The sequence below is a fragment of the Kitasatospora sp. NPDC127060 genome, assembly GCF_042724935.1.
Taxonomy (GTDB): Bacteria; Actinomycetota; Actinomycetes; order Streptomycetales; family Streptomycetaceae; genus Kitasatospora.
The window spans coordinates 48224-59687 of the sequence record NZ_JBHXEG010000058.1 but is presented as its reverse complement, the minus strand read 5'-3'; the positions used below and the strand labels follow the sequence as shown (position 1 = coordinate 59687).

The 11464-nt window shown below is 71.6% G+C and carries 11 protein-coding genes; 4 read left to right on the top strand and 7 right to left on the bottom strand.

The annotated features are described in order from the left end of the window. Positions 1-459 precede the first annotated feature (459 nt). From ACFWIS_RS27765 to ACFWIS_RS27755, 3 genes are read right to left on the bottom strand one after another with little or no spacing between them, the layout of a single operon-like run. Positions 460-1170: a hypothetical protein gene (locus ACFWIS_RS27765; protein WP_380460240.1), complete on the bottom strand. Its 711-nt coding sequence runs from the start codon at positions 1168-1170 to the stop codon at positions 460-462. Positions 1171-1181: 11 nt separating this feature from the next. Next, positions 1182-1541 (bottom strand): hypothetical protein, encoded by a 360-nt coding sequence (locus ACFWIS_RS27760; protein WP_380460242.1) that lies wholly within the window; start codon positions 1539-1541, stop codon positions 1182-1184. Then, positions 1538-3736 (bottom strand): glycoside hydrolase domain-containing protein, encoded by a 2199-nt coding sequence (locus ACFWIS_RS27755; protein ID WP_380460243.1) that lies wholly within the window; start codon positions 3734-3736, stop codon positions 1538-1540. The genes ACFWIS_RS27760 and ACFWIS_RS27755 overlap by 4 nt, the downstream gene beginning before the upstream one ends. Before the next feature lie 652 nt (positions 3737-4388). Here ACFWIS_RS27755 and ACFWIS_RS27750 point away from each other — a divergent pair. Both ACFWIS_RS27750 and ACFWIS_RS27745 read left to right on the top strand, forming a co-directional pair. Then, a complete protein-coding gene (locus tag ACFWIS_RS27750; protein ID WP_380460245.1) occupies positions 4389-4748 on the top strand; it encodes a hypothetical protein in 360 nt (119 codons plus the stop codon). A 136-nt stretch (positions 4749-4884) separates the two neighbouring features. Then, on the top strand, positions 4885-5325 hold the full coding sequence (locus ACFWIS_RS27745; protein ID WP_380460247.1) for a hypothetical protein: 441 nt from the start codon (positions 4885-4887) through the stop codon (positions 5323-5325). A 131-nt stretch (positions 5326-5456) separates the two neighbouring features. Here ACFWIS_RS27745 and ACFWIS_RS27740 read toward each other — a convergent pair whose 3' ends face one another. Both ACFWIS_RS27740 and ACFWIS_RS27735 read right to left on the bottom strand, forming a co-directional pair. Next, on the bottom strand, positions 5457-5882 hold the full coding sequence (locus tag ACFWIS_RS27740) for a hypothetical protein (protein WP_380460249.1): 426 nt from the start codon (positions 5880-5882) through the stop codon (positions 5457-5459). Positions 5883-6297: 415 nt separating this feature from the next. Then, positions 6298-7335, bottom strand: coding sequence for a hypothetical protein (locus ACFWIS_RS27735; protein ID WP_380460251.1), 1038 nt, complete (start codon positions 7333-7335; stop codon positions 6298-6300). Positions 7336-7426: 91 nt separating this feature from the next. Between ACFWIS_RS27735 and ACFWIS_RS27730 the strand changes: the two genes are divergently transcribed. Together ACFWIS_RS27730 and ACFWIS_RS27725 are read left to right on the top strand one after the other, a co-directional pair. After that, positions 7427-9343, top strand: a complete 1917-nt coding sequence (locus ACFWIS_RS27730) for an SMI1/KNR4 family protein (RefSeq protein ID WP_380460253.1) — start codon at positions 7427-7429, stop codon at positions 9341-9343. Further along, positions 9340-9921 (top strand): hypothetical protein, encoded by a 582-nt coding sequence (locus ACFWIS_RS27725; RefSeq protein WP_380460255.1) that lies wholly within the window; start codon positions 9340-9342, stop codon positions 9919-9921. The genes ACFWIS_RS27730 and ACFWIS_RS27725 overlap by 4 nt, the downstream gene beginning before the upstream one ends. Before the next feature lie 318 nt (positions 9922-10239). Here the strand turns inward: ACFWIS_RS27725 and ACFWIS_RS27720 are convergent, their stop codons facing one another. Together ACFWIS_RS27720 and ACFWIS_RS27715 are read right to left on the bottom strand one after the other, a co-directional pair. Beyond that, the gene (locus ACFWIS_RS27720) at positions 10240-10386 is read right to left on the bottom strand and encodes a hypothetical protein (protein WP_380460257.1); all 147 of its coding nucleotides are present in this window, start codon (positions 10384-10386) and stop codon (positions 10240-10242) included. 39 nt (positions 10387-10425) lie between these two features. Next, positions 10426-11358 (bottom strand): LysR family transcriptional regulator, encoded by a 933-nt coding sequence (locus tag ACFWIS_RS27715; RefSeq protein WP_380460259.1) that lies wholly within the window; start codon positions 11356-11358, stop codon positions 10426-10428. Between the last annotated feature and the right edge of the window lie 106 nt (positions 11359-11464).

Here is an 11464-nt window from a genome sequence, read left to right as displayed (position 1 = left end):
GTCCCAACCTCCCCCCCCGGCTCCCACCCTTGTTTTTGCTTCCCTTGTTTGCTATTTGACAGGCCGCACCCCCCCCCACCGGCCCCCGCCCCGGCCCCGCCCTCCCCGGGGGCGCAACGGCGGCGCCATTTCGGCATACCAGCCCGTCACGAACGCGATCGCCGGCAGGCACCCCTTGCGACCACCAACCCGCCAGCACAGGGGGGACGTCCAGAGCTGGCATGCGGAAGGGCGCCCATTCGGCCCCCGGCGCCTGGTGTCGGCCGTCGACTGCCCCGCCCGCAACCGCGGGGAGGACCGCGGGACTTGACCCCCACGGCAGCGGGGGCCAGCCGCAGGTCGAGGACGCGACGGTCGACTGGGCCTGCCGTACACGCCTGGATCGCGTCGCGGCCCGTTCGCCCGGTGGGGCGCTGCGAACGCGCCGCACCGGGCGAACTCCGGTCCTCCGCCGGCCGGTCAGGAGGCGCGTTGGGTGCGGGCCAGGCTGGTTGCCTCGGTGCGGCGGGCCGGGGACAGGACGTCGACCGGTGTGCCCGCGCCCTCGCCGGGGCGGGCGCCCCAGGCGCGTAGCCGGTCGGCGAGGCGGTTCACCCGGCGGTCGTCGGGGCCGAGGGCGATGTAGAACAGCGACTCGTCCACCTCGTCGTCGTCGCCGCCCCAGCGCACGACTCCCTGGCAGTCGGCGAGGACGTCCCGCAGTACCAGTTCCTGGTAGGCGAACAGCCCGCCCTTCGCCGAGGCGCCGGGGCGGACGCGCACCGCGGTTCCGGAGGCGAGGTTCGACTCCGGCGACTTCGCGCGCAGGCCGCCGATCTCCTGCCAGCCGAGCAGGTCACCGCTCGGGAGTTCCTCCACCTCGTAGTGGAAGCGGCGGATCAGGTGGACGAGGATCTCCTCGACGTCGCCGATCCGGACGTCCACCGACAGCCCGGTGCCGGCCACCTGGCGGGTCCAGACGGTGGAGACGTGGTTCGCCTCCTTCTCGATCGTCCAGCCGTTGGCGCTGGTGGGGAGCTTCAGCTCGGGGAGTTCGGTCGTCTTCGGGGAGGGGTTCGGAGCCGCCGAGGCGATGCCCGGGAGCAGCGCGGCCGCGGCCACCGCCGTGCCGATGACGGCGGCGCTCCTGACCGCGGTCCGCCGGGTGATTCCGGTCTGCACGTCTTCCATCTCTTCTTCTCCTACAGGACGATGATCAGCACGAACGTGGGCACCAGGGTCAGCAGGACGCTGGCCGGCCAGTACACCGCGTGGCGGCCGTGCGGGGCGGTGCGGCGCCGGACGGCCCGGTTGGCGAGGCACCAGAGGATCGTGGCGCCGAGCACGAGCGGGCCGGGCAGCATCAGCCACGGCACGATGCCGTCGTTCTCCGTCGGCTCGCGACTGGTCCAACCGAGCGCGGCGAGCGGCCAGTTGGTGGCGAAGTGGTAGAGCAGCCAGACGGGTACGACGCCGGGCACCCCCAGCAGGAGGTTCACGGCGGCGGCGGTGGGCGAGTAGCTCCGGGTCCGTGCGGCGCCCGCCGGCGTACGGGTGCTCACTTGGTGCGGGACAGCAGGTTGTAGCTCTCCAGCACGTTGTACAGGCCGATCAGCTCGCGGCCGTACTTCTGGGCGTCCTCGCCGAGGCCGTTGTACCGGGCCAGCAGGGCCTGGGTGTCGGCCTGGCTGGTGGTCAGGCTCGGCGGGGCGATCTTGAGCTGGTGGGAGTTGTAGACCGTCAGGTAGGCGACCGAGCGGATGTTGTAGGCCGGGTCCTGCAGCTTGTCCCAGACCTCCCGCAGGTTGGGTTCGGCCAGAGGGGAGCCGTTGATCAGGCCTTCCTTGAGGCAGTAGTTGCGGGCGGCGATGGCGACCCGGGCGAAGATCTGGCCCCAGCCGGTGCTGCAGTCCTCCGTGACGCCGTTGCGGACGGCGGCGTCGGCGAGCGGGTCGAGCGGGTTGAGCTTGCGCAGCTCCCACAGGACGGGGGCCTGGATCAGGGCCTTGCGCAGCTTCAACTCCCGGGCCAGCGCGGTGAACAGCCAGTCCGCGCTGAGCACCAGGTCGAAGGCCTTGGTGGTGGAGATCCCGCCGATGGTGACCCAGTCGTCGTCGGTCCAGCCGGAGCCGCCGGTCTCCGGGACACCGATCGAGGTGAGGTAGTTCTGCACGTCGCGGAGCATCGGGTCGCGGTAGGCGGTCTTGTCCAGGTCGACGTCGAGCCCGGCGACGCTGGGGACGCCCGGGTCGAAGTCGCCCTGGCCGGTGTCCCGTCCGGAGGCGATGTTGTTGTCGATCTCGATGGCGCCCGCGCCCGAGCCGACGGTGATGGTGGCGATCTGGTCGAACGCCCAGTTGCTCGGCATCGGGTAGCCGAGGTTGCCGGAGAAGCCGCTGGACATGTCGGAGACGAAGCTGGTCTCCGCGAAGCCGGCGTCGGCGACCCGCTGGCAGACGTTGCGCGGCCCGTAGATGCCCACCCGGTAGGGGGAGTTCTCGCTGATCGTGTGGTGGACGCCCCGGAAGTGCGGGATGACGAACTCGGTCACCTCGCCGTCCATGGCGTCGTAGTCGACGGCGAAGTAGATGGTCGTGCCGGGCTTGAAGCCGTGGAAGCGGGCCCATTCGACCGCCCGGAAGGCGTCGCTGTTGCCCTGGGGGTAGCTGAAGTAGTTCGCCGACCGGCTCCAGGTCTGGTAGATCGGGAAGCAGCGCAGGCCGTACTGCTTGATGGTGGCCAGCTCGCCCGGCTGGATCTGCTTCTCCGGCAGGCTGGTGGTCGAGGCATTGGAGAGGTAGCGGCCGATGTACTGGTAGCCGGCGTCCTTGAGCGCCTGCGCGCGGGCCGGAGTGATCTTCGTGACGCCGTCGCAGGCCGCGCCCCGGCGGGTCTGGTCGCCGTAGGAGACCAGCAGCGAGGCCCAGGTCTGGAAGTCGCCCGCGCCGGTGACCGGAAGCTTCACGAAGGACTGGAACGCCTCGACGCCGCTCCTCACCGCGGCGGTGAAGTCACCGAAGGGGACGTCCCGCTTGTTGAGGACCATCGCCGCCGTGAACAGCGCCGGCCAGGTGCCGGTGGCGCCGAGCGAGACGGTGTGGGTCTTCAGCCCCGCCTGGGTGCCGGGGCCGAAGGCGCCGTTCGCGGTGCCGTCGGCCATGCCCAGCTCGTACTGGATCGCCAGCAGCATGGACCTCGCGACGTCCCGGGAGTGGTTCCCGTCGCAGGGGATGACGAAGAAGTCCTTGCGGTTGACGTACCGGCCGTTCAGCCACCGCTGGATGGCCCGGATGCCGTCCGTACCGCCGCTGACGGTGACGTACGCGTCCATGGTGAGCAGGCCCTTGACGACCTTCGGTTCGAGGGAAGTGCCCGGGAACACCGCGTCCAGGCCCATGTGGGTCTTCAGCCTCGCGACGGCTGCCTTGACCCGGTCGTTGTACTTGCCGTCGATCTCGCCGCCGTCGTAGCCCTTGCAGTAGAGGGCGGACTGGATGATCCGGCAGAAGTTCGCGGACGGGACGCTCGATTCGTCCAGCTTCGGGTACTTGGTCTGGAGGGTCGAGAGGGTGGTCGGGCCGAAGGAGTTCGAGAGCGCGGTGATGCCCATCTCGTACTGGAGCGCGCGGGTCAGCGCGTACATCGTCGGCCAGCCGGTCCGGCCGTTCTCCTCCAGCTTGGATATGCCGAGCAGGGCGCCGCTGTCGTAGGTGGTGTTGATGAACTTCTGAGCCAGACGAACCATCTCGTCAGCCATGGACTGTCTCCTGTTTCCGGTGGAACGCCTGTTGCCGGTGGGATGCCTGCCCCCGGTGGGGTGCCGTCACCTCTCCGCGGTGGAACGGGCGGGCGCCGCCGGGTGACCGGGCGCGAGAAGAGCGGCACCCGCCACGGTGGCGATTCTGCGGAATGAGGCGGCGGTGGTACCCCCCTGGTGACGGCCACGGTCTCCCAGTCGCGGCGCGGGCACGAACTTTACCAGTGCTTTTGGATTCTTTTATCTTCCGTGTGCCTTGAATGCGCGGGGCCGTGGGGTGTGCGCGAGCGCTGTTCCGCCCTGAAGCGGGCGAGCCCCGCCGATCGGAGGGGCGGGGTGTCGCCACCGCCTCCGCTCGGCAGGACTCGGGCCTGCCTGCGTCGCCCGCACCGACCAGGAGGGAGCCGGCGGCGGCGTTGCTCTGAGCCGCTGATGCTCTGCGAAGTCAGCTCCGGCCGCAGCCCCGGGGAGGGGCCTGGAGGGGTTCTGCCTCGTCATGTGGGCGAGCGGAAAATCCGGGCGCTCACACCTCCGCGCGGCTACCCTGCCGCAGGGTGGACCGTCCGACCGGCGAGGGGATTGATCGTGCTGACCGATGCGCACCCGCCGTAGGTGCCTCCGGAGAGCCCGGAGGGCCTTACGGAGGCTCTTGATGTCCCGAACCGTCCGCACGACCCCCATGCGACTTCGCGCCCGGGACGGCGCATCGGAGTCCATGTCCCTGTACGACCTGCGCTACCCGCACGCTGAACTGGCCCGGGCCGTGCGCGAAGGCCGCCGCCCTGTCCCCGAGAAGACGCGGCGTCGGATCACCTCGTGGCAGTGGATGGTGCTCCACTGCAGGAAGGGCTCGTTCTCCGTCGAGATCGCCACGGCCGAGGGCCGGGCCCGGCTCCAGGGCCGACTCGACGCCCAGCGGATCCGTGGACTGCACCACGCCGGCCACGACGTCGACGGCGCAGATCTCCCTCCGGTCCACCACCGGCACGGTGTGCTCTGGAATGCCTGGTAGACACGAAGCATCCAGGAGTACGGCACTCCTCCTCCGGCCGGCGTAGTGAGCCTCGGTCCCCGGGCGGCCGAACCCCTGGAGGCAGGGTCCGTACGAAGAGCGGTGGAACTCCCGATCACGGAAGGGGTGGCAACCAGTGGACAATGATCTGCGGCGTGCGTCCGTTGTGGCGCTCGGCGAGCTCGGGCGAAGCCGTGACTACCGCGATCGGGCGGACGCAGGTCGCGGATTGGCGGCCCTTGCCGAGATGCAGGAGGCCGTCGGGCCGCTGTTGGAGCTCATGCTCGACCGGGATGACACCTTCGTCACCCGAGCGACCGCAGAAGCCGTGCTTCGGCGAAAGGACAGGGTGGGGCTGGCGATGGTCGCCTCCGTGCTGGCAGCCGCCGATACGAATCACATCGACTGGATCCACACCGCAATCGTCGATGTGTTCGGCGTGTGCTCCTCCGACCGTGACGACGCAGTACGACTGACGGAAGAGATCGCACGGGACATCGATGATCGCGTCTGCCGGGGAGCTCGTCTGCTACTCGAGATCCTGGCCGAGCTCGATCCCGTCCTCCGCCCCGCATAGCGCGACGCGGACGCCGGCGCGGGCGCCCGGACGTCCGACGACACGGAACGTCGCGTCTGAACCTCGAACTCGTTCCGGCCTCCCACCTCTACCCCGGCCGCCTCGAGTGCGCCCTCAGTGCCGGGCCGTGGTCATCCGGCCGCCGGGGCCCGGTGGATCGCCTCAGGAGTTCCGACCGCCAGAACGACGTCTGCCCCGTCTTTCCATGAACGCAGCGAGTCGCCGGATCTCCTGTGCACCTGAGCGGAACCTCCGATCCCTTCCACCTTGACCGTCATGGCTTTCTCGCCGCAGCCGAGGGTCGTGAATGTGAAGGGGCTCAACTGGGCGGACGCCACGGTATACGTTCCGGCGAGGACCTTCCCCGGGAAATCCACGTGTGTATCCGCGAAGGAGCCGGGGGCGGGACGCGACGATCCGACGGAGTCCGGGGCGGTGGCGGTCGGCTCGGCGAGTCCGTCCGGCAGGAGCGCCACCTGGCAGGAGCCGTTCCTGACGGCGAGGACGACGGTGGCGACGAGACTCACCGCCCCCCAGCGCCGGCTGGATCGTTGCATGCTCTCAACTCTCATCCATCGTCCAGGCGTTGTAGCAGAACCGTACCGGCTTCCTCACCTCGGCGCGGCTGCCGGATGCGGCCCCGGGAAGTCTGGATTCCGAGACAGTCGGCGGGGCAGCCGCCGTTGGCGGGCGGCGCGCGGGCGTTCGAGGGGTGGGGCGTCCGGTGGGGCCCAGCCGTCGGGGCCGGGGGTCGGGAGGGGGTGGTCGAGGAGGACGGCGGGGGCCATGGCCAGGCGGTCGGGGGTGACGGTGTTCGGTTCGAAGACGAGTTCCGGTATATGGGTGGCGATGGCTTTGACGATGCGTCCGGTCATGGTGTTGGAGTCCGGTCACCGGCGTCCCTCGCTCGGTCGCAGTTGTTCAGCGTCTGGCCGAGTTCGGTCCGGCGGAGCTGTTCTCGGGTGGCTGCGGTCAGTGGGGGTTCCGGTTGTCGGTCGCCAGTACGTCGCCGGGCACCGTCGAGCCCGCCTGGCGTCGCAGCGTGCCGATCGCCGGGTCGGAGATGGAGACCGTGAGCCGGTAGGGCGGCTGGCCGGTGATGGTGTTGTGGGAGTCGGTCGGTGCCATCAGGCGTTGCTGGACGGCGAAGCCGTCGAAGCCCGGGCACAGGGCACCGGCGGGGAGGGTCACCTGTACGGACGCCCCGTTCTCGGGTCCGACGTGGACGGTGTCGCCCGCGTCGGGCGGGGTGTCGTCGTCGGGTGTGAGCGGGAGGCCGTGGGCGCCGGCGACCAGGCCGTTCGGGCCCTCGATCTCCACCGCCACGCCTTGCGGACCGAGTGGCGCGGAGAGGTCCAGCGCGCGGTCGCCGGGGCCCGGGCCGAGCTGCAGGCCGATGGTGAAGTGCCCGGGGTCGTCCGCCGAGGCCCGTGAGAACCCGTAGGAGCCGAGGACGAGTTGCGGTCCCGGCGGTGGGGTGTCCGGTGCGTCCGACGGTGATCCGGCGAAGGTGAAGGACGCGGGTGCCGGTTCGAAGTGGTGGAAGCCCTTGGTGCCGCACCTGGTGCCGTCGGAGACCCCTCCGCCGGGCAGTGCGACGTCCACGGTCGGCCGGGGCGATGCGGGCACGGCGAGCGGGGTGCGCGCCGCCGGGCCGTTCCGGTTCAGCAGACCGGCCGGGTCCGTTCCGACCGCGACGGCCAGCAGTGCCGCGAGCGCGGTGACCGCGATCAGTGCGGTGCGCGGGCGTCCGGGCCGGGTCCACCTGGAGCGGGCCGTGCCGGAGGCCGCGCCGGGTACCCAACGGCGGCCGCCCGGGTCCACCGGCGGTTCCTCCCGCCACTGCGCGGCGAGCATCCGGGTCCGGGCGGTCGGCTCCTTGACGGCGGCGTCCTTGATGAAGCGCCCGTCCAGCACGAGGCCCTCGAACGGGTCGGGTCTCGCCTGGTTCGGCGCCGTCGGCTCCGGCTCGCGGGAAGGGGGCTGGTGGGGGTCCTCGGCGGTTGGCACGGCGTCAGTATGCCCGCCCGTCCGGGGCGCGGCCGCCTCTGCCGCCCGGCAGCACGGAGCGGTGTCAGTGACGGCTGGCAGCATCGGGCCCATGACGAATGCGACACCGTTCGACTGGCGGCCGTTCCTGCTCGGGTGGAGCGGGGAGTGGTCAGACGCCCTGCCGTCCGATGACGAGACGCGACGTGAGGAGGACGAGGCGGCCCGGCGGGCGCGGTGGCTGGGGTTCCCGCCGGCGTCCGAGGAGCGGATCGTGGCCATGGAGGAGCGCCTCGGTCGGCGGATGCCCCCGTCGTACCGGCAGTTCCTCAAGGTCACCGACGGGTGGCGGCACGCCGGCGAGTTCATCGGGCTGCTGGCGGGCACGGCGGACGCGCGCTGGCACGGCAACGAGTCCGGGCTCGCGGACATGTTCGAGGAGTACCTGGACGACGACGCCGACGAGGCCGAGTGGCGGGAGGCGGGTATCTGGCGGCGCGGGCTCCAGCTCGACGTCGAGTCCGACATCACCCACGTCCTGCTGGATCCCGAGGACGTGGACGAGGACGGCGAGTGGGCCGTGTACACGTGGGCGAGCTGGCGGGCCGCGCCGCCCGAGCGGTACACGAACTTCGTCGAGTTCATGCGGGACATGCACCGGGAGTTCCACCGCCTGCGGGCCCACCGTGCCGACGGGGAGCCGGAGTTCGCCAACGACCTGACGCGGGAGCTGGACGCCCGGGTGGAGCGGGCCCGGCTGGAGGCGCTGCGCGGCGACTGGGAACGGGCCGGGCAGGCGCTGGACGAGGCGAAGGAGTACGGCCGGCCGCGGGCCGCCGGGCTGGGGGACCAGATACGCCGTCTGCTCGGACGGACGTACATGGTGTACTTCGAGGGCGTGGTGACCGACCCGCGGTACGCGCCCGAGCTGCTTCCGGCTCTGGTCGCCGAGCACGTGGCGCACTCGTACCGGGACGACGCCACGCTGATGTTCCACCTGCGGGGAGCCGGGGACGACGTGGTGTCGCTGGCCTACGCGACGCTGGAGCAGGTGCGCAACGGCACGTACCGGTACACGGCGGTCGGACCGTTCGGGGAAGCGGTCGAACGGGCGAGGCGGTCGGCCCGGTGGGGCGACACCGACGGGGCGTGGCGGACGCTGATGGACGCCCTGCCGGCCTGGCAGCCGCTGGGCCCCGACCACCTGGCGCCCCTGGGGTGGGTGGCCGACCCCCTGCTCGGGCCGCTGCTGACCCCGGAACGGGGCCGCGAGCTGCTGTCCACCCCCAGGGGTGGTCAGCCGGGAGAGGCACCGTTCCGCTCGGCGGACCTCGACCCGGACGGTCTGGCGTGGCTCGCGGACCCGGACGCCCAACACAACCTCACGTCCTACCGGTTCGTCCTGGTCGAAGGTGTGGAACCGGCGGACCTGCCCGGACGCCTCGCGGACGGGGACGAGGCGGCGCTGAACGATCCCATGACCTCCGACGAAGCGCGCCGCCGATCGATCGGCGGGGGGACGGTCCTGTCGCCCGTCGACGACAAGGCCCTCATGGCGGTCGGCCGGGCGGGTGCCCGTTGGAGCTTCGCCTTCGAGAGTGACCCCGCGCACTTCGTCCCGCAGCGCTTCGCCCTGCAGCGGTTCGTCTCCCCGGTCGCTGCTGCTGCCGCCGGCGAGGGCGCCCGCGCGGTGGTCGTGTGGAGCGGCCTGAGGACCTCGCACGGGGAACCGTTCTTCCACCTCTCCGTGGCGCAGGACGGCGCCGAGCAGTACGCCTTCACGTACGCGGGCGGAGAGATCCGCCGAACCGGGCGGATACCACGGGCGTTGGACCCGGAACGGTTCTTCGGCTCCCAGGGTCAGGACACCGGGGCGGAGCGCTCGCTGCTGGAGGCCGTGAGCGCCGAGTTCGGTGTCCGTCTGCCACGCCACGCGCTCACGAACCGGCGGCTGCACACGTTCACCACCCGCTCCTGGACGCGACCGCCCAGAGACGGGGAGATCCGAGGAGGAGGGGATTCGTCGTGAGCTTCCTGGGGATGTGGTGCCTGGTGCCCATGGCCGCCGACACCATCACGCACTACTGGAAGGACCTGGCCCCGGCGGTCGAGGCCGAGGCCGCGCTCCCGGCGTCCAGGGACCTCCTCCGGTGGTGGCAGCAGGCGGGCAGTTCCGAGGCGACCATGCACCGGTTCCTCGACGCTGCCGGCCCGTCCGCACTGGACGAGAGGATCTGCGTCGTCTACGAGGCCTGGGAACGCGGCCACGACGAGGCCCTGCCCCACCTCGCGGTCGCCGCCCGCAAGGCCTACCCGGCAGCCGCCATGGCCTTCGCCCTCGGACCCGAGCGCCATGCCGGACTGCCCGGCTGGTTCGGGGACCTCGCCCTCACCCCCGAACAGGTCCGCCAGGCCCTCCCCGCCGTCGAACGGGCCTTCACCTGGACCACCCGTACCCGGGACCAGGCCGGGCAGTTGCTCGCCGCCGCTCTCCACCCCGAGGGCGACCAGGAGGACATCGACACCCTCCTCGACGGGGTACCCCCGGTCTGGCGCGCCGCTGCCGACGCCGGCCGAGGCCTGCTCGGGGCGCAGTTCATCCCCTGACCGGTGACACCGTCATCGCGACCGTTGCCGGCCCCTACCGCCTTATACCGCCTTGTACCGCCTTGCCAGCGCTCCGGCCTGACGCACCTCGGCGGGCAGGCGTCGCCCCATCGCATGGTCCCCCGAGGAGACTCCCGTGCCAGGTGGCAGGGCCGACGCCGGTTCGGTAGATGGCCTGTTGGAGGTCGGCCAGCGCTTGGCCGCGGGGGCCTTCGTGCTGAGCGGCGGCCGCGCCGCTCGCGACGGCGAGAACTCCGAGGGTGGCCAGGAGCCGGCCGGTGAGTGCGACGTCCACGGGGGCGCCGTCCTTTCGTGCTGTCAGGCGAGGGAGAGGCCGAACTTGTCGATGACCGGCGAGATCGGGGTGTACAGCGGGGTGTCGTAGCAGCAGGGCCGCCCGTCGGCCACGGGACCGCAGATGACCTTCTCACCGCCGCCGGCGACGATGACGTCCCGGGCTTGCATGTCCTCGCCGCCGTCGATGCCGGCGAAGACCGGCCCGAATCACGTGTGGGGCCGGAGCCGGTCGTCGAGTGCGGCACCGACGTCGGGGCACGTCTTCCGGATGGTGTCGAGGAAGGCGTGGAGCACCGGGGAGTGATCGCGGGCCGTGAAGGACAGGACGAGATCGGGCAGGGGCGTGCGCGGGGTCACGTCACAGAACCGCACTCCCGGACGCGGGACCGCCCTCATGCGGGACGGCCCCAGGCCCACGCCAACGCCCGAGGCGGCGAGGCCGATGATCGTGTGCATGTCCCTCGCGACGGTCGCGCCGCCGAGGGCCGATGAGTCCGTGCCCAGCAGGGTACGCAGTCCGGCGACTACCGCGGGCTCGTCCTCGCCGGCCGACACGATCAGCGACTGTCGCCGCAACTGGTCGGCGCTCACCGACTGTTGACCCGCGTACGGGTGCGCCGTACTGACCACGGCGATCACGTGGTCGCGTCCGATCGGGACGGACACGAGGTGCTCGGCTCCGGCGCCCCGTGGCGGGCCGAGGGTGAGGGCCACGTCCAGCTCCCCGGCGACGAGCGCCGAGCTGCTGCGGCTGGTCGCCATCTCGTGCAGTTCCAGTCTCACGTCGGGCCGTTCACGGCCGAACCGGCTCAGGACGCCCGGCAGCGGGTCGAGCAGTGCCGAGGCGATGAAGCCGAGGCGCAGACGTCCGGTCTCGCCGCGCGCGGCCCGGCCCGCGTCGACCGTGGCGGCCGCGATCTCGTCGAGCGCCCGGCGTGCCCGCGCGAGGAACGCCTCACCGGCGGCGGTCGGGAACACCCCCTGACGGGTGCGGTCGAACAGCCGGGCCCCGACCTCGCGCTCCAGGTCGGCGATCTGCTTGGACAGCGGCGGCTGCGCGATGCCCAGCTCGCCGGCCGCCCGACCGAAGTGTCCGTGCTCGGCGAGAGCGACCGCGTACCGCAGGTGTCGCGCTTCCATGACGCGCCCTCCATCCCGTCAGTCCCGTCGGTCCCGTCGGTCCCGTCGGCCGCGTTGCTCCCGTCGGTCCCGTCGATCCCATCGACTGCCGACAAGACCTCAAAGA

Bases quoted from the DNA above. Each gene is read 5' to 3' on its own strand.
- ACFWIS_RS27765 (WP_380460240.1), bottom strand. From the start codon at position 1,170: ATGGAAGACGTGCAGACCGGAATCACCCGGCGGACCGCGGTCAGGAGC.
- ACFWIS_RS27740 (WP_380460249.1), bottom strand. From the start codon at position 5,882: ATGCAACGATCCAGCCGGCGCTGGGGGGCGGTGAGTCTCGTCGCCACC.
- ACFWIS_RS27750 (WP_380460245.1), top strand. From the start codon at position 4,389: ATGTCCCGAACCGTCCGCACGACCCCCATGCGACTTCGCGCCCGGGAC.
- ACFWIS_RS27755 (WP_380460243.1), bottom strand. From the start codon at position 3,736: ATGGCTGACGAGATGGTTCGTCTGGCTCAGAAGTTCATCAACACCACC.
- ACFWIS_RS27720 (WP_380460257.1), bottom strand. From the start codon at position 10,386: ATGCAAGCCCGGGACGTCATCGTCGCCGGCGGCGGTGAGAAGGTCATC.
- ACFWIS_RS27730 (WP_380460253.1), top strand. From the start codon at position 7,427: ATGACGAATGCGACACCGTTCGACTGGCGGCCGTTCCTGCTCGGGTGG.
- ACFWIS_RS27715 (WP_380460259.1), bottom strand. From the start codon at position 11,358: ATGGAAGCGCGACACCTGCGGTACGCGGTCGCTCTCGCCGAGCACGGA.